At 64.9% G+C, this 17,454-nt stretch carries 15 protein-coding genes and 1 pseudogene; 13 read left to right on the top strand and 3 right to left on the bottom strand.

Translation table 11 applies throughout. The features are described 5' to 3' along the window. Positions 1 to 91 precede the first annotated feature (91 nt). The 9 genes from ACIP21_RS13050 to ACIP21_RS13010 all read left to right on the top strand — a co-directional run bounded on the left by ACIP21_RS13050 (position 92) and on the right by ACIP21_RS13010 (position 8,812). Complete coding sequence (locus ACIP21_RS13050) at positions 92 to 544, top strand: MarR family winged helix-turn-helix transcriptional regulator (protein WP_400687948.1); 453 nt, start codon at positions 92 to 94, stop codon at positions 542 to 544. After that, on the top strand, positions 541 to 2,628 hold the full coding sequence (locus ACIP21_RS13045) for an FUSC family protein (protein ID WP_400687946.1): 2,088 nt from the start codon (positions 541 to 543) through the stop codon (positions 2,626 to 2,628). The genes ACIP21_RS13050 and ACIP21_RS13045 overlap by 4 nt, the downstream gene beginning before the upstream one ends. Then, positions 2,625 to 2,837, top strand: a complete 213-nt coding sequence (locus ACIP21_RS13040) for a DUF1656 domain-containing protein (RefSeq protein ID WP_016392395.1) — start codon at positions 2,625 to 2,627, stop codon at positions 2,835 to 2,837. Before ACIP21_RS13045 ends, ACIP21_RS13040 begins: the two co-directional genes overlap by 4 nt. Then, positions 2,834 to 3,709 carry an efflux RND transporter periplasmic adaptor subunit gene (locus ACIP21_RS13035; protein WP_400687944.1) on the top strand — a complete coding sequence of 292 codons (876 nt, stop codon included), beginning with the start codon at positions 2,834 to 2,836 and terminating at the stop codon, positions 3,707 to 3,709. Before ACIP21_RS13040 ends, ACIP21_RS13035 begins: the two co-directional genes overlap by 4 nt. Further along, positions 3,706 to 5,124 (top strand): efflux transporter outer membrane subunit, encoded by a 1,419-nt coding sequence (locus tag ACIP21_RS13030; RefSeq protein ID WP_400687942.1) that lies wholly within the window; start codon positions 3,706 to 3,708, stop codon positions 5,122 to 5,124. Before ACIP21_RS13035 ends, ACIP21_RS13030 begins: the two co-directional genes overlap by 4 nt. Positions 5,125 to 5,515: 391 nt before the next feature. Continuing rightward, entirely contained in the window at positions 5,516 to 5,842 is a 327-nt protein-coding gene (locus ACIP21_RS13025) for a type II toxin-antitoxin system RelE/ParE family toxin (protein ID WP_400687940.1), read from the top strand. Between the two features lie 16 nt (positions 5,843 to 5,858). After that, complete coding sequence (locus tag ACIP21_RS13020; RefSeq protein ID WP_400687938.1) at positions 5,859 to 6,143, top strand: helix-turn-helix domain-containing protein; 285 nt, start codon at positions 5,859 to 5,861, stop codon at positions 6,141 to 6,143. A gap of 141 nt (positions 6,144 to 6,284) precedes the next feature. Beyond that, on the top strand, positions 6,285 to 8,225 hold the full coding sequence (locus ACIP21_RS13015) for an FTR1 family protein (protein ID WP_400687936.1): 1,941 nt from the start codon (positions 6,285 to 6,287) through the stop codon (positions 8,223 to 8,225). A gap of 134 nt (positions 8,226 to 8,359) precedes the next feature. Beyond that, positions 8,360 to 8,812: a YaiI/YqxD family protein gene (locus ACIP21_RS13010; protein WP_103446197.1), complete on the top strand. Its 453-nt coding sequence runs from the start codon at positions 8,360 to 8,362 to the stop codon at positions 8,810 to 8,812. Here ACIP21_RS13010 and elbB read toward each other — a convergent pair whose 3' ends face one another. Next, entirely contained in the window at positions 8,813 to 9,478 is a 666-nt protein-coding gene (gene elbB, locus ACIP21_RS13005; protein WP_400687934.1) for an isoprenoid biosynthesis glyoxalase ElbB, read from the bottom strand. 113 nt (positions 9,479 to 9,591) lie between these two features. On the opposite strand from elbB, the pseudogene ACIP21_RS13000 reads away from it, so the two are divergent. Further along, positions 9,592 to 10,218: pseudogene (locus ACIP21_RS13000) on the top strand (sterol desaturase family protein); the annotation flags it as partial. Positions 10,219 to 10,719: 501 nt separating this feature from the next. Here ACIP21_RS13000 and ACIP21_RS12995 read toward each other — a convergent pair. Continuing rightward, on the bottom strand, positions 10,720 to 11,364 hold the full coding sequence (locus ACIP21_RS12995) for a DedA family protein (protein WP_400687932.1): 645 nt from the start codon (positions 11,362 to 11,364) through the stop codon (positions 10,720 to 10,722). Between the two features lie 213 nt (positions 11,365 to 11,577). Between ACIP21_RS12995 and ppk1 the strand changes: the two genes are divergently transcribed. Next, positions 11,578 to 13,809, top strand: a complete 2,232-nt coding sequence (ppk1, locus tag ACIP21_RS12990) for a polyphosphate kinase 1 (RefSeq protein ID WP_400687930.1) — start codon at positions 11,578 to 11,580, stop codon at positions 13,807 to 13,809. On the opposite strand, the gene ppx is transcribed toward ppk1, so the two are convergent. Then, on the bottom strand, positions 13,796 to 15,298 hold the full coding sequence (gene ppx / locus ACIP21_RS12985; RefSeq protein ID WP_400687928.1) for an exopolyphosphatase: 1,503 nt from the start codon (positions 15,296 to 15,298) through the stop codon (positions 13,796 to 13,798). The two genes, ppk1 and ppx, sit on opposite strands and share 14 nt — an antisense overlap. Positions 15,299 to 15,540: 242 nt before the next feature. Between ppx and trxA the strand changes: the two genes are divergently transcribed. After that, positions 15,541 to 15,870: a thioredoxin TrxA gene (gene trxA, locus ACIP21_RS12980; RefSeq protein ID WP_400687926.1), complete on the top strand. Its 330-nt coding sequence runs from the start codon at positions 15,541 to 15,543 to the stop codon at positions 15,868 to 15,870. Between the two features lie 231 nt (positions 15,871 to 16,101). Next, on the top strand, positions 16,102 to 17,361 hold the full coding sequence (rho, locus tag ACIP21_RS12975; protein WP_003253661.1) for a transcription termination factor Rho: 1,260 nt from the start codon (positions 16,102 to 16,104) through the stop codon (positions 17,359 to 17,361). Positions 17,362 to 17,454 lie beyond the last annotated feature (93 nt).

The raw sequence follows: 17,454 nt of genomic DNA, 5'->3' as shown, positions 1-17,454 counted from the left end.
TGAAAGCCCCCGGTCGCCCCCGGTTGACGACAGGGGGAGGCACAGGCGTATATTGATAGTTAGCAAACTATGAATATCCCTGGTTCCCCTCATGTCCATTGATTCCCTGCGCCTGCAAGTCAGCAGCGGCATGGTGGTTGCGGCTCGCCATTGGCGGCGCATCTGCCACAACGCCCTGACCAGCTACGGTATTTCCGAGGCCTGCGCTGCGCCGCTGCTGATGATCGTGCGCCTGGGCGATGGCGTGCACCAGGTGGCCGTGGCCCAGGCTGCCGGCCTGGAAAGCCCGTCGCTGGTGCGCCTGCTCGACCAGCTGTGCAAGGCCGGCCTGGTCTGCCGCAGCGAAGACCCCCTGGACCGTCGCGCCAAGGCCCTGAGCCTGACCGCCGAGGGCCGCCGCCTGGCCGAAGCCATCGAGGTGGAACTGGTGCGCGTGCGCCATGAGGTGCTGCAAGGCCTCGCCGAAGCCGACCTGGAAGCGGCCGTGCGCGTGCTCCGCGCCTTCGAAGCCGCCGGCCTGGGCAGCGCGGGCGGGGTGGCATGAACGGCTTCTTCAGCTCGGTGCCGCCGGCCCGCGACTGGTTCTACGGCGTGCGTACCTTCGGCGCCTCGATGATCGCCCTGTACATCGCCCTGCTGCTGCAACTGCCGCGGCCGTACTGGGCGATGGCCACGGTGTACATCGTCTCCAGCCCGTTCGTCGCCCCGACCAGCTCCAAGGCCCTGTACCGCGCCGTGGGCACGCTGCTGGGTGCAGCCGGGGCGATATTCCTGGTGCCGCCACTGGTGCAGTCGCCGCTGCTGCTGAGCATCGCCATCGCCCTGTGGACCGGCACCTTGCTGTTCCTCTCGCTGAACCTGCGCACCGCCAACAACTACGTGCTGATGCTGGCCGGCTACACCTTGCCGATGATCGCCCTGGCGGTGGTCGACAACCCGACGGCGGTGTTCGACGTGGCGTCCTCCCGGGCGCAGGAGATCTGCCTGGGGATCGTCTGCGCGGCAGTGGTCGGCGCCATCTTCTGGCCACGCCGTCTGGCCCCGGTTGTGGTCGGCGCCACCGGCAGCTGGTTCAACGAAGCGATCCGCTACAGCGACACCTACCTGGCCCGCGAGGTCAACGCCGAGCAGGTCGGCGGCATGCGCGGGGCGATGGTCGCCACCTTCAACTCGCTGGAACTGATGATCGGCCAGCTCGGCCACGAAGGCGCCGGCCCGCACACCTTGAGGAACGCCCGCGAACTGCGCGGCAGGATGATCCACCTGTTGCCGGTGATCGACGCCCTCGACGATGCCCTGGTCGCCCTCGAAGGCCGCGCCCCGGCCCAGTTCGCCCAGATCCAGCCGCTGCTGGCGGCTGCTCGCGAATGGCTCGAGGGCACCGCCGACAGCGCCTCGGTGGCCCGCTGGGCCGACCTGCACGCGCAGATCGACCGCCTCCAGCCTGGCGCCGCCGCCCTCGACCAGCGTGCCGAGCTGTTGCTGTCCAACGCCCTCTATCGCCTGACCGAATGGGCCGACCTGTGGCAGGACTGCTGCGCGCTGCAGCATGCCCTGCGCAGCGACGACGCCAAGCCCTGGCGCGCGGTGTACCGTCACTGGCGGCTGGGCCGCCTGACGGCCTTCTTCGACCGTGGCCTGATGCTCTATTCGGTGGTCTCCACCGTGCTGGCGATCGTCGTCGCCTGCGGCCTGTGGATCGGCCTGGGCTGGAACGACGGCGCCAGCGCGGTGATCCTCGCCGCCGTGTCGTGCAGCTTCTTCGCCGCGATGGACGACCCGGCGCCGCAGATCTACCGGTTCTTCTTCTGGACCCTGATGTCGGTGATCTTCTCCAGCCTGTACCTGTTCCTGGTGCTGCCCAACCTGCACGATTTCCCGATGCTGGTGCTGGCCTTCGCGATCCCGTTCATCTGCGTCGGCACCCTGACCGTGCAGCCGCGCTTCTACCTGGGCACCTTGCTGACCATCGTCAACACCTCGACCTTCATCAGCATCCAGGGCGCCTACGACGCCGACTTCCTGGCCTTCCTCAACTCCAACCTGGCGGGCCCGGCGGGTTTGCTGTTCGCCTTCATCTGGACCCTGGTGATGCGCCCGTTCGGCGTCGAGCTGGCGGCCAAGCGCATGACCCGCTTCCTCTGGCGCGACATCGTCGAGATGACCGAGCCGGCCACTCTCGCCGAACACCGCCAGGTCGGCGTGCAGATGCTCGACCGCCTGATGCAGCACCTGCCGCGCCTGTCGCAGACCGGCCAGGACAGCGGCGTGGCGCTGCGCGACCTGCGCGTGGGCCTCAACCTGCTGGACCTGCTGGCCTACCTGCCACGCGCCGGGCAGCAGGCCCGCGAGCGCCTGGGCACGGTGATCGAGGAAGTCGGCGCGCACTACGCTGCCTGCCTGCGCGCCGGCGAGCGCCTGCACGCCCCGGCGGCGCTGCTGCGCAACATGGAGCGTGCGCGCCTGGCGCTGAACCTGGATGAACTCTACGAACGCGGCGACGCCCGCACCCACCTGCTGCATGCCCTGGCGGGCCTGCGCCTGGCCCTGCTGCCGGGTGTCGAGGTGATGCTCGAGCCTGCCGAACAACCGCAACTGCCCCCCGGGCTCGACGGAGCGCCCCTGTGATCGGTGAACTGGATATCAGCGGGGTGTTCCTGCCCACGCTGCTGGTGATGATGTTTGGCACCTACCTGCTGTTCCTGGGGGTGCACGCGGTGCTGGTGCGCCTGCATTTCTACCGCCTGGTCTGGCACCGGGCGCTGTTCAACGTTGCCCTGTATGCCGTGCTGCTGGGCGCGGTCGACCACTTTTGCCGAAGCCTGATGCTGCCATGAAAAAACCTTTGCTGACCTTGGGCCGTGTGGTCCTGACCTTGCTGGTAGTGACCTTCGCCGCCGTGCTCGTGTGGCAGATGGTGGTGTACTACATGTTCGCCCCCTGGACCCGCGACGGCCACATTCGCGCCGACGTGATCCAGGTCGCCCCCGACGTGTCCGGCCTGATCCAGAAGGTCGAGGTGCGCGACAACCAGACCGTCAAGCGCGGTGACGTGTTGTTCACCATCGACCAGGACCGCTTCACCCTGGCCCTGCGCCAGGCCAAGGCGACCCTCGGCGAGCGCCAGGAAACCCTGGCCCAGGCGTCTCGCGAGGCGCAGCGCAACCGCAAGCTGGGCAACCTGGTGGCGGCCGAGCAGCTCGAAGAGAGCCAGTCCCGCGAGGCCCGTGCCCGTTCGGCGGTCAGCGAGGCCCAGGTGCAGGTCGACGCCGCCCAGCTCAACCTCGACCGCTCCGTGGTGCGCAGCCCGGTGGATGGCTACCTCAACGACCGCGCCCCGCGCGACCATGAATTCGTCACCGCCGGTCGCCCGGTGCTGTCGGTGGTCGACAGCGCGTCGTACCACGTCGACGGCTACTTCGAAGAGACCAAGCTCGGTGGCATCCACCTCGGCGACGCCGTGGACATCCGCGTGATGGGCGACAACACCCGCCTGCGCGGCCACGTGCAGAGCTTTGCCGCCGGTATCGAAGACCGCGACCGCAGCAGCGGCGCCAACCTGCTGCCCAACGTCAACCCGGCGTTCAGCTGGGTGCGCCTGGCCCAGCGTATCCCGGTGCGCATCGCCTTCGACGAAGTACCGCAAGACTTCCGCATGATCGCGGGGCGCACCGCGACGGTTTCGATCCTTGAGGGCCAGCGCCCATGAAACAGCTGATCCTGGCGGGGTTCTGCCTGTCGCTTGGGGCCTGCATGATGGTCGGCCCCGACTACGAGGTGCCCAAGGACGCGGCGGTGCAACGCAGCGACCTCAACGGCCCGCTGCGCCAGGACGCCGACAGCGTGGTGTCGGCGCCGGTGCCCGAGGACTGGTGGCAGCTGTACCAGGATCGACGCCTCAACGAACTGGTGCGCCAGGCGCTGGGTGCCAACACCGAGCTGCGCGTGGCCGCGGCCAATATCGCCAAGGCCCGTGCCCAGGTCGAAGTGGCCGAGTCCCAGGGTGGCTTCAACGGCGGCATCAAGGCCGGCGCCCAGCGCCTGCAGGAGTCCGGCCAGGCCTTCCTGCTGGCCGAGAAGGTACCGGTGGCCAATGTCGGCGACGCGATCATCAGCGCCTCGTACCAGTTCGACCTGTGGGGCACCTTCAAACGCGGCACCGAGGCTGCCAAGGCCAATGCCGACGCCGTGCAAGCCGCCGCCGACACCGCGCGCATCACCCTGGTGGCCGACGTGGTCAAGGCGTACACCCAGGTATGCTCGGCCAACGAGGAATACCATATCGCCCGCGAGTCGCTCGACCTGCAGCAGCAGAGCGTGCAGCTCAACCAGCGCCTGCGCGATGCCGGCCGCGGTGATGAAACCCAGGTCACCCGCTCGCAGACCCAGTTCAAGTCGTTGCGTGCCGAACTGCCGCGCTTCCAGGCCGAACGCGAGGTTGGCCTGTACACCCTGGCGGCACTGCTGGCCAAACCTGTGGATAACCTGCCCGCCGGCACCGCCGATTGCGCCGAGCTGCCGCAGCTGAAGCAGCTGGTGCCGGTCGGTGATGGCGCCGCCTTGCTCAAGCGCCGCCCCGACGTGCGCCAGGCCGAACGCCAGCTGGCGGCGGCCACCGCCGAAATCGGCGTGGCCACCGGTGCGCTGTACCCGGACATCAGTTTTGGCGCCCAGGTCGGCACCATCGGCTTCCTCAAGGACATGGGCGATCCGACCACCAACCGCTGGGGCTTCGGCCCGCAGATCAGCTGGAGCATCCCGACCAACGGCACCCGCGCGCGCATCCGCATGGCCGAAGCCTCGACCCAGGCCGCCCTGGCGCACTTCGACGGCGTGGTGCTGAACGCCATTCGCGAGACCCAGACCCGCCTGGCTCAATACAGCGCCTTGCTGGACCGGCGTGATGCCTTGGCCGAGGCGGAGCAGTCGGCCAAGGAAGCCGCGGACCAGACGCACCGCTACTACCAGGCGGGGCGTGCCTCGTTCCTGGCGGACCTGCAGGCGACCCGCACCTACACCGACATGCGCTCGCAACTGGCTGCGGCGAACAGCCAGGTGGCGATGGGGCAGATTGGCGTGTTCCTGGCGTTGGGTGGGGGGTGGAAGGGCAACGCCAAGCAGTGACTAGGTAGGGCACGGGCAGCGGGCTTGTCTTCGATAATGGGCGAAGCCCGTGCCATCGACCGATCTATCCTACGCAACCAGTCGGAAGCAGCTGGCTTGGCTGAAAAACCTTCCCGGAATACTGTTCTCGGGTAACTCTTCCAGGCCATTGATCCCCCCGCAATCCATTTTCTCAGTGCATTCTCTACGCGGTAAACGATGCCATGACAGCAACGTCCCGCACTTGAATTTATATCGATATCGATATATTTTGAGCCTGTTTCTTCCTGCCATCTGCAACTGGCCATGGGAGACAGACGGATAGCGCCGCGCGATTCAATGCCCAGGAAAGGGAGAGTCATTCATTGCGAGCACATCGAGCGTCTGGATCCATGGCGAAGGGGCATGCGGTATGCGGGAAGATGAGAAACCCATTGAGTGGGTGGGTAGCAGCAAGGAGGATTTACGCGGCTTTCCAACAGTAGCCAGGCAGCGAGCCGGTTATCAGCTGGATTTGATCCAGGCAGGTGAGGAACCTGCCGATTGGAAGCCGATGGAAGCGGTGGGGCAGGGCGTGCGGGAGATACGCATCAGATGCAAAGACGGTGCTTTTCGCGTGTTGTATGTGGTGAGCCGTCCTGAAGCCATCTATGTCCTGCACGCGTTTCGCAAGACCACCGACAAGACTGAAAAACGCGACATCGACGTGGCGAGAGCCCGGTTCAAGTCGCTGGGTTGAAGACAGAGGATTAACAATGGCAAACGAGCGCTCTACTTCGGTTTGGGATGCATTGGTTGATTCGCCTGAACAAGCTGAGAACCTTCGCCTGCGTTCCAAGCTGATGCGCGAACTGACCAAGGCCGTGCGGGCCTGGGATCTTCCTCAGAAGGAAGCGGCAAGGCGACTGCATGTGACGCAGCCGCGATTGAGCGAATTGCTCAACGGCAAGATTGATAAATTTTCACTGGATGCTCTGGTGAACCTGTTGGCCAATGCGGGCTTGGAAGTCGATTTCACGGTGCATGTGAAGGCAGCGTAATGTGGCTGCCAGCCTGCAGCGGGCTGGCCTGAAATGTTATCGCTGGTCTGAAGGCGGGGCGCTGCCAGACATCAGATTTGTCACAGGATTTTTCATGAAATCGCCGGCCAGCCCTTGAGGGAAGCAAAGTGGAAGTGAACAATGTTCTCTTTCGCATTCCCTCCGAGACTGGCCATGAAAACCCGTTCCCGTCTGCTCGCCTGGTTGCCGGCTGTTCTGCTCGGCCCGGTGCTGGTGCTGTGCAGTACCCTGGCCCAGGCCGAAGCGCCTGCCGAGGCCACCAAGGCCCTGCACTTGCTGGACTACATTGGCGCCGACTATCCCCCGACCGTGCGCGACGGCAAGGTGCTCGACGCTGGGGAGTACCGTGAACAGCAGGAATTCAGCAGCGTGCTGGCCGACCTGGTCAAAGGCTTGCCGAGCAACGCTGAGCAACCCGGGCTGGAGCAGGGCGTGCAGGCGCTGCGCCAGGCCATCGACCAGCGCCAGGACGGCGCTGCCGTGGCCAGGCAGGCCCGTCAGCTGGGCGCGCGCCTGGCAGTGGCCTACGAGGTCAGCCAGGCGCCGGTGATTACCCCGGACCCGGCCCGTGGCGCCGCGCTGTATGCACAGAACTGCTCGATCTGCCACGGTGATACCGGCGCCGGGGACGGGCCGGCGGGCGTTGGCCTGGAGCCTGCACCGGCCAACCTGCGCGACGTCGCGCGCCTGGACCAGTTGAGCCTGTTCGACCTCTACAACACCCTGGCCCTGGGCATCGACGGCACCGAGATGCCGTCGTTCGCCGACCAACTGGACGACCGTCAGCGTTGGGACGTGGCGGCCTACATCGCCAGTTTCACCGCCAAGCCCGAAGCCGGCAAAGCTGAAAAGACCTGGAACATCGCCGACCTGGCCCGCCAGACCCCGGCCGAAGTCGCCGCCAATGAAGGCGCTGGCGCGGTCGAGGCGTTCCGCGCCCAGCGTGCCCAGCCGCCGCAGGTCAAGCGCGGCCCGGCGCAACTGCTCGACTACACCGCCAGCACCCTGGACAAGAGCCTGGCGGCCTACCGCGCTGGCGACCACGACCAGGCCTACGACCTGTCGGTGGCGGCCTACCTGGAAGGCTTCGAACTGGTCGAAAGCTCCCTGGACAACATCGATGCCGAGGCGCGCAAGAGCACCGAGAAGGCCCTGATGGCCTACCGTCAGTCGCTGCAGGATGGTTTGCCCGTGGCCCAGGCCGAGCAGCGTCTGGCCGAGGCGAAAAGCAAGCTCGACCAGGCCGCCAAGCTGCTGGGCAGCGATGGCCTGAGCTGGTCGCTGAGCTACATTTCCGGCCTGCTGATCCTGCTGCGCGAGGGCCTTGAGGCAATCCTGGTGCTGGCCGCGATCCTGGCCTTCCTGCGCAACACCGGCCAGCAGTCGGCGGTGCGCAGCGTCAACATCGGCTGGGGCCTGGCGCTGCTTGCCGGCTTCGCTACCTGGGCCCTGGCGGCCTATGTGATCGACGTGGGCGGTGCCCAGCGCGAGCTGCTCGAAGGTTGCACGGCACTGTTTGCCGCGGTGATGGTGCTGTGGCTGGGCGTGTGGATGCACGACCGCCGGCATGCCGCCGCCTGGCAGGACTACATCAAGAGCAGCCTGGTCAGTGGCGGCGGGCGCTTCGGCTTTGCCATGCTGGCGTTCTTTTCGGTTTACCGCGAACTGTTCGAGGTGATCCTGTTCTACGAAACCCTCTGGCTGCAGGCCGGCCCTGCCGGGCACCAGGCCGTGCTGGCCGGCGGCGCCACGGCGCTGGTGCTGCTGGTGGGGCTGGCCTGGGTGATCCTGCGGGGTTCGGCCAAGCTGCCGCTGTCGCTGTTCTTCAGCATCAATGCCGGGCTGCTGTGCGCGCTGTCGGTGGTGTTCGCCGGGCATGGCGTGAAGGCGCTGCAGGAAGCGGGCGTGCTGGGTACGCGGCCGGTGGCGTTCTTCGAGTTCGACTGGCTGGGGATTCACCCCGATATGTACTCGCTGAGTGCCCAGGCGGTGGCGTTGCTGGCGATTCTGGTGTTGTATGGCCGTAGTCGCCTGGCCGAGAAACGTCGGGCTGCCGTTTAAGTATTGATGCCACTGGCCTCTTCGCGGGTGAACCCGCTCCCACAGGAATTGCACAGAGTCTGAAGACTGTGCGGTACCTGTGGGAGCGGGTTTACCCGCGAAGAGGCCAGTGCAGGAAATAGAGATTTACTGATATGCGCATCTGGATCGACGCCGACGCCTGCCCCAAGGCAGCCAAGGACCTGATCGTAAAATTCGCCCTCAAGCGCCAGCTCGAGGTGGTGATGGTGGCCGGCCAGGCCGTGGCCAAGCCGGCCTTCGCCATCGTCCGGCTGATCGTGGTGCCCAGCGGCATGGACGCGGCCGACGACTACCTGGTCGAGCACGCCGTGCCGGGCGAGCTGGTGATCTGCAGCGATGTGCCGCTGGCCGACCGCCTGATCAAGAAGGGCGTGGCGGCCTTGGACCCGCGTGGCCGCGAGTTCGACGAACGCAACATGGGCGAGCGCCTGGCGGTGCGCAACCTGTTCACCGAGTTGCGCGAGCAGGGCCAGGTCGGCGGCGGCCAGGCGCCTTATGGCGAGCGTGAGAAGCAGGCGTTCGCCAATGCCCTGGACCGCATCCTCACCCGCCTGAGCAAGGGCTGATCAGTCCCCTGCGTGGGTCAGCTCCAGCACCCGGTCGACCAGCTTGTAGATGCCACTGGCCGCTTCGCTGATCGAGGTGGCGACCATGTAGGCCGGGGTAGTCACCAGCTTGCGCTGGGGGTCTTCGACGATGTCGTGCACATCGCATTGTTCGTGCTTGCCGCCCATCTTCTCCACCGCCGCCGCAGTGCCGGCGTCAGTGCCGATGGTGCAGACCACGCCCGGGCCGTAGATCTTCGCCGCCAGCGCCGGCGAGATGCAGATCAGACCGACCGGTTTGCAGGCTTCGGCAAAGGCTTCGGCCAACGCCAGTACATCCGGGTTGACGGTGCACTCACTGCCTTCCACGGCAAAGTTGGACAGGTTCTTCGCAGCACCGAAACCACCGGGCACGATCAGCGCGTCGAAATCCTCGGCCTTGGCTTCGCGGATGTCCTTCACCTCGCCGCGGGCAATGCGCGCCGACTCGGTCAGCACATTGCGCGACTCGGGCATCTCCTGGCCGGTGAGGTGATCGATCACGTGAAGCTGTGCGATGTTCGGTGCAAAGCACTGCACCTGGGCGCCGCGCTGGTCGAGGCGCAGCAGGGTGATCACGCTTTCGTGGATTTCGGCGCCGTCGTAGACGCCACAGCCGGAAAGAATCACCGCGACTTTCTTGGTCATGCTCATTACTCCCTCTTCGAGGCGCTAAATGTCCTCTAGTTTGGCAGATGTAGCCATAGGGATTGCCGCGGGCGCATCCTAATCTCTGTGGATAACCCTCGCGAGCGTTGCCCATGGACCTGATTCTGCTGGCCGTGCCGTTCTTCTTCGTGCTGATTGCGCTGGAGCTGGTCGCCGACCGCGTGCGTGGCCAGCGCAATTTCACCCTGGCCGATTCGATCAACAGCCTCAGCACCGGGGCGTTGTCCACCAGCACCGGCCTGCTGACCAAAGGGGCAGGGCTGCTGAGCTACGCCCTGGCCTGGGAGCACCTGGCGCTGCTGCGCCTGCCACAGGATGCCATGTGGGTGTGGCTGCTGGCCTTCGTGCTGTACGACCTCTGCTACTACTGGCTGCACCGCATGGGTCATGAGCGCAACGTGCTGTGGGCGGCCCATTCGGTGCACCACCAGAGCGAGGAGTACAACCTCACCACGGCCCTGCGCCAGACCAGCAGCGGCTTCCTCTTTTCGTGGATCTTCTACCTGCCGCTGGCGCTGCTGGGCGTACCGCCGCTGGTGTTCCTCACCGTGGCGTCGCTGAACCTGCTGTACCAGTTCTGGGTGCACACCCGACACATCCCCAAGCTGGGCTGGCTCGAGTGGGTGCTGATCACGCCGTCCAACCATCGCGTCCACCATGCGCAGAATCCTGCCTACTTGGATCGCAACTACGGCGGTGTGTTCATCTTCTGGGACCGCCTGTTCGGCACGTTCAAGGAAGAAGATCCGGACGAGCCCGTGGTGTTCGGCGTGACCACGCCGCTGGCCAGCTGGAACCCGCTGTGGGCCAACCTGCAGTTCTACGCCCAGCTGTGGCACGACGCCCGCCGTACCCGCCGCTGGCAGGACAAGCTGCGCCTCTGGTTCATGCCCACCGGCTGGCGCCCGGCGGATGTCACGGCGGGTTATCCACAGGCGAAGCAGGACCTGGCGGCGTTCCGCAAGTTCGAGGTTGCCTTGGGGCGAAGCTGGCAGGTGTACGTGGCGCTGCAGTTTGTCGTCTACATCGCCTTGGGCAGTTACCTGATGGATGTGGCCGAGCGCGTGCCTGCCAGCGCCCTGGTGCTGGGCTGGACGTTGATGGCGTTCGGCTTGTTCGTGCTGGGGGCGGCCCTGGAAAACCGGCCGTGGGCAGTGCGCCTGGAGGCGGCGCGGCTGCTGTCGCTGGTGCCGGCGCTGTACCTGGCCGGCACCCTGGGCTTAGCGTTGGTCGTGCCCGTGTTCTGGCTGCTTCTCGGCGTTTACCTGGGGCTCAGCGCTGGCGGTCTGTTCTTCTGCCGCCGCGCGGCGCTCGGCGCGAACGGTGCGGAAGCGCCGGCGCAGCCAGAGCAGCACGCCCAGCAGCAGCAGGCCGCCGAGCACCCATAGCTCGTACTTCTTGATGCTGCCCAGCATGCCCTGGAGGATGGCGCCGAAGTGATAGGCGGCCAGGCCCAGGGCCAGCGCCCAGACTGCAGCGCCAATGCCGTTGAGCAGCAGGTAGCGGCGCGGCGGGTAGCCGGACAGGCCGATGGCCACCGGCATCACCGTGCGCAGGCCGTAGACGAAGCGGAAGCTCAGTACCCAGATGTCCGGATGGCGGCGGATGTGTTCCAGTGCCCGGTCGCCCATGGCCTGCCAGCGCGGTTTGCGGGCGAGGATCTTGCGCCCGTGGCGGCGGCCCATGAAGTACCACAGCTGGTCGCCGGCGTAGCTGCCACAGAAGGCCACCAGGACCACCAGCTTGATGTCCATGTATTCGCGGAACGCAAGAAAGCCCGCAAGTACCAGGATGGTCTCGCCTTCGAAGAAGGTGCCTAGAAAGAGGGCGAAGTAGCCGAAATCCTGCAGGAATTGTTGGAGCATTTTCTGAGGTGCTGGCGAAATGAACGCGCAGCCTACCCCTTCGCGCGCATTCGTGAAAGTGTCCAAATGTGTCTCGACGTGAACAATTCCTACACGGACAATACCGGCGGCCTTCAGTCGCAGCTTGCCTGAAGCTGTAACACAGGCGTCATAATGGGCGCTTATCTTGCCGCTCAATTGATCATAGGGCGTTAACGTCCTCAGGAACGTCAGATGAATAATGAAGTGCTAACCCCTGTCGCGATCAAGGATGCCCAGGCCATCCCCGAAGAGCTGGTGGAAACCCCGCCGGACCTGCCCGAGGCAGCGGAACCGGTGGTAGAGACCGCCGCCCCGACGCCTGTGCCGTCGCCGGCGATCGCCGCGATCAGCCTGGACGACAGCAGCCTGTACATTCATCGCGAACTTTCGCAGCTGCAATTCAACATCCGCGTGCTGGAGCAGGCGCTGGACGAATCGTACCCGCTGCTCGAGCGCCTGAAATTCCTGCTGATCTTCTCCAGCAACCTCGACGAGTTCTTCGAGATCCGCGTCGCTGGCCTGAAGAAGCAGATCAACTTCGCCCGCGAGCTGGCCGGCGCCGACGGCCTGCAGCCGCACCAGGCGTTGGCACGCATCAGCGAGCTGGTGCACATCGAAGTGGATCGCCAGTACGCGATCCTCAACGACGTGCTGCTGCCGGAGCTGGAAAAGCACGCCATTCGCTTCATCCGCCGTCGCTACTGGACGCCGAAGCTCAAGACCTGGGTGCGCCGCTTCTTCCGCGACGAGATCGCGCCGATCATCACCCCGATCGGCCTCGACCCGACCCACCCGTTCCCGTTGCTGGTGAACAAAAGCCTGAACTTCATCGTCGAGCTCGAAGGTGTCGACGCCTTCGGCCGCGATTCGGGCCTGGCGATCATCCCGGCGCCGCGCCTGTTGCCGCGCGTCATTCGGGTGCCGGAAGACGTCGGCGGCCCGGGCGACAACTACGTGTTCCTGTCGTCGATGATCCACGCCCATGCCGACGACCTGTTCCAGGGCATGAAGGTCAAGGGCTGCTACCAGTTCCGCCTGACCCGCAACGCCGACCTGGCGCTGGATTCCGAAGAGGTCGACGACCTCGCCCGCGCCCTGCGCGGCGAGCTGTTCTCGCGCCGCTACGGCGACGCCGTGCGCCTGGAAGTGGCCGATACCTGCCCGAAACACCTGTCCGACTACCTGCTCAAGCAGTTCAGCCTGAGCGAGAGCGAGCTGTACCAGGTCAACGGCCCGGTCAACCTGACCCGCCTGTTCAGCATCACCGGCCTGGACAGCCACCCGGAGCTGCAGTACACGCCGTTCACCCCGGCCATCCCCAAGCTGCTGCAGAACGCCGACAACATCTTCAGCGTGATCGGCAAGCAGGACATCCTGCTGATGCACCCGTTCGAGTCCTTCACCCCGGTGATCGACCTGCTGCGCCAGGCCGCCAAGGACCCGCACGTGCTTGCCGTGCGCCAGACCCTGTACCGCTCGGGCGCCAACTCGGAGATCGTCGACGCCCTGGTGGACGCGGCGCGTAACGGCAAGGAGGTCACTGCGGTGATCGAGCTGCGCGCGCGCTTCGACGAAGAGTCCAACCTGCAGATGGCCAGCCGCCTGCAGGCCGCCGGCGCGGTGGTGATCTACGGTGTGGTCGGCTTCAAGACCCACGCCAAGATGATGCTGATCCTGCGTCGCGAGCAGGGCGAGATCGTCCGCTACGCGCACCTGGGCACCGGCAACTACCACGCCGGCAACGCCCGCCTGTACACCGACTACAGCCTGCTGACTTCCGACGACGCCCTCACCGAGGACGTCGGCAAGCTGTTCAGCCAGCTGATCGGCATGGGCAAGACCCTGCGCATGAAGAAGCTGCTGCATGCACCGTTCACCCTGAAGAAGGGCATGCTCGACATGATCGCCCGGGAAACCCAGTTCGCCCTGGAGGGCAAGCCCGCGCACATCATCGCCAAGTTCAACTCGCTGACCGACGCCAAGGTCATCAAGGCGCTGTACAAGGCCAGCCAGTCGGGCGTGAAGATCGACCTGGTGGTGCGTGGCATGTGCTGCCTGCGCCCGGGCATTGCCGGGGTGTCGCACAACATTCAGGTGCGCTCGATCATCGGCCGCTTCCTCGAGCACACGCGGGTGTTCTACTTCCTCAACGGTGGGGATGAGCAGATCTACCTGTCGAGCGCCGACTGGATGGAGCGCAACCTCGACAAGCGCGTCGAGACCTGCTTCCCGGTGGAAGGCAAGAAGCTGCTGCTGCGGGTGAAGAAGGAGCTCGAGGGTTACCTGACCGACAACACCCACGCCTGGACCCTGCAGCCTGACGGCCGCTACGTGCGCAGCTCGCCGACCGGCAACCAGAACCCGCGCAGTGCCCAGGCGACCCTGCTGGAGCGCCTGAGCAACCCGGTCCTCAACGTACGCTGAGGACGAAGCCGACCCGGGCCAGCCACTCCGCCTCGTTGGCGAAGTCGGCCTGGGTCAGCTGGTTCTGTTCCAGCCAACCATCAGGGAACACCACGTCGAGGTTGTCTTCACCCGCCTTGAGTTCCACCTTCGGCATCTGCTGGGTGCCACGGATGTGGTGGAACAGGATGGCGAAGCGCAGCAGTACGCACAGGCGAATCAGCTGCACGGCATCGTCGCCGAACTCCGAGAACTTGTCCTTGGGGATGTTGCGGCGATGGCCACGCACCAGCAGGGCCATCATCTGCTGCTCCTCCCGCGAGAAACCGGCCAGGTCGGAGTGTTCGATCAGGTAGGCGCCGTGCTTGTGGTAGTGGTAGTGGGCGATATCCAGCCCGATTTCGTGAATCTTTGCCGCCCAGCCAAGAAGATCGCGCCAGTTTCCATCTTTCAGCCCCCACGCATCGGCCACCTGGTCGAAGGCGTGCAGCGCCTTGCGCTCGACCCGCGCAGCCTGGCCCTGGTCGACGTGGTAACGCTCCATCAGCGAGTTCAGGGTGCGCTCGCGCACGTCTTCGTGATGATGGCGGCCAAGCAGGTCGAACAGCACGCCCTCACGCAGGGCGCCGTCGCAGTGGTCCATGCGCTGCAGTTCCAGGGCGTCGAAGATCGCCTCGAGAATCGCCAGGCCCGCCGGGAAGATGGTGCGCCGGTCCGGCTTGACGCCATCGAAGTCGATCTTGTCGACGTCGCCGAGCTTGAAGAGCTTGCGTTTGACCCAGGCCAGGCCTTCGGCATTGACCTCGCCGTTGCCCAGGCCGCCGGCCTTGATCGCGGCGCCGATGGCGCGGATGGTGCCGGACGAGCCGATGGCCTCGTCCCAGGTCAGGCGGTGCAGGCCGTTTTCGATGCTCATCAACTCCAGGCGCGCGGCGGTGTAGGCCTGGGCGTAGCGCGCCGGGGTGATCTTGCCGTCGCGGAAGTAGCGCTGGGTGAAGCTCACGCAGCCCATCTGCAGGCTCTCGCGCAGCAGCGGCTCGAAGCGCTGGCCGATGATGAACTCGGTGCTGCCGCCGCCGATGTCGGCGACCAGGCGCTTGCCCGGGGTGTCGGCCAGGGTATGCGACACGCCGAGGTAGATCAGGCGCGCCTCTTCACGGCCGGAGATGACCTCGACCGGGTGGCCGAGGATGGCTTCGGCGCGCTGGATGAATTCGTTGCGGTTGCGCGCTTCGCGCAGGGCGTTGGTGCCGACGATGCGCACGGCGCCTGCCGGCATGCCGTTGATCAGTTGGGCAAAACGCTTGAGGCAGTCCAGGCCTCGCTCCATGGCTTCTTCGCTGAGCATGCGCGCTTCGTCGATGCCGGCGGCCAGCTGAACCTTCTCGCCGAGGCGCTCGAGAATGCGGATCTCGGTGTGGTGCGCCTTGGCCACCACCATGTGGAAGCTGTTGGAGCCCAGGTCGATGGCGGCGATCAGGGACAGGTTCTTCGCGGAGGTATGCGGCATTCTGTGTGTTCTCGGTCGGTAACCCGGCAATCGTGCCACGATCCTTGGCTGACGCCAACGCGCACCACACCGGGCCTTGATGCAAGGCAATGTGCCATTCGATGCTATGACACTTGTGTGACAGTTTCGATTCGCGGCGTCTTGCACAACTATAGTGACACTCAATCGTCCGCGACTTCCTGTAGGGCCTGGGTGCGGCTATCATGGGCCACGTTTTTTTGCTTACGACCCTGGAGATATCCATGAGCAGCGATCTGATCAAACACGTCACCGACGCCACCTTCGAAGCCGAAGTCCTGCAGGCTCAAGGCCCGGTGCTGGTCGACTACTGGGCTGAATGGTGCGGTCCATGCAAGATGATCGCTCCGGTTCTGGACGACATCGCCGCCACCTACGACGGCAAACTGACCATCGCCAAGCTGAACATCGACGAAAACTCCGAGACCCCAGCCAAGCACGGCGTGCGTGGTATCCCGACCCTGATGCTGTTCAAGAACGGCAACGTCGAAGCCACCAAGGTTGGCGCCCTGTCCAAATCGCAGCTGGCCGCGTTCCTCGACGCCCACCTGTGATGTGAAGCAAAAAACCCCGCAAATGCGGGGTTTTTTCTTTTTCAGAGCACTAGACGCAGAAAAAAGCAAGTGTTACATTCGGCCTCGCACTGCTTCTCCAGTGCCCTCTGCACGCCGTCGCCGAAGCATCCCTAATTCGAATCAGTACGCGATCCTGTCGCCATCTAGCGGCGCGGCCTCATTAAGCCAACGCTTAATTCTCCCTTCTTACATGATTACGTCACTCCCCTTATGAACCTCACAGAACTCAAGCAAAAGCCGATTACCGATCTTTTGGAAATGGCCGAACAGATGGGCATCGAAAACATGGCCCGTTCGCGCAAACAGGACGTGATTTTCGCCCTGCTGAAAAAGCACGCGAAAAGCGGTGAAGAGATCTCGGGTGACGGCGTGCTGGAGATTCTCCAGGATGGTTTCGGTTTCCTGCGTTCGGCTGATGCGTCCTACCTGGCAGGCCCCGATGACATCTACGTCTCGCCAAGCCAGATCCGCCGTTTCAACCTGCGCACCGGCGACACCATCGTCGGCAAGATCCGCCCGCCGAAGGAAGGGGAGCGTTACTTCGCGCTGCTGAAGGTCGACACCATCAACTTCGACCGTCCGGAAAACGCGAAGAACAAGATCCTGTTCGAAAACCTGACGCCGCTGTTCCCCAACAAGCGCCTGAAGATGGAAGCCGGCAACGGTTCCACCGAAGACCTGACCGGCCGCGTCATCGACCTGTGCGCCCCGATCGGCAAAGGCCAGCGTGGCCTGATCGTCGCACCGCCGAAAGCCGGCAAGACGATCATGCTGCAGAACATCGCGGCGAACATCACCCGTAACAACCCCGAGTGCCACCTGATCGTCCTGCTGATCGACGAGCGCCCGGAAGAAGTGACCGAAATGCAGCGCACCGTGCGCGGCGAAGTGGTTGCCTCGACCTTCGACGAGCCGCCGACCCGCCACGTGCAGGTTGCCGAAATGGTCATCGAGAAGGCCAAGCGCCTGGTCGAGCACAAGAAGGACGTGGTCATCCTGCTGGACTCCATCACCCGTCTGGCGCGTGCCTACAACACCGTGATCCCGAGCTCCGGCAAGGTGCTGACCGGTGGTGTCGACGCCCACGCCCTGGAGAAGCCGAAGCGCTTCTTCGGCGCCGCGCGTAACATCGAGGAAGGCGGCTCGCTGACCATCATCGCCACCGCGCTGGTCGAAACCGGCTCGAAGATGGACGAAGTGATCTACGAAGAGTTCAAGGGTACCGGCAACATGGAGCTGCCCCTGGACCGTCGCATCGCCGAAAAGCGCGTGTTCCCGGCCATCAACATCAACCGCTCCGGCACCCGCCGCGAAGAGCTGCTGACCGCCGACGACGAACTGCAGCGCATGTGGATCCTGCGCAAGCTGCTGCACCCGATGGACGAGATCGCCGCCATCGAGTTCCTGGTCGACAAGCTCAAGCAGACCAAGACCAACGACGAGTTCTTCCTGTCGATGAAGCGCAAGTAAGCGTTTTCAGCCGACACTGATTGGGGCTGCTTTGCAGCCCATCGCGAGCAAGGCTCGCTCCTGCGGCTAGATCCTGTAGGAGCGAGCCTTGCT

Origin of the sequence: Pseudomonas sp. NPDC089401 (assembly GCF_044749485.1) — a bacterium.
Classification (GTDB): Bacteria; Pseudomonadota; Gammaproteobacteria; order Pseudomonadales; family Pseudomonadaceae; genus Aquipseudomonas.
The sequence above is the reverse complement of the archived record's forward strand: the minus strand, read 5'-3'. Positions and strand labels throughout refer to the sequence as shown.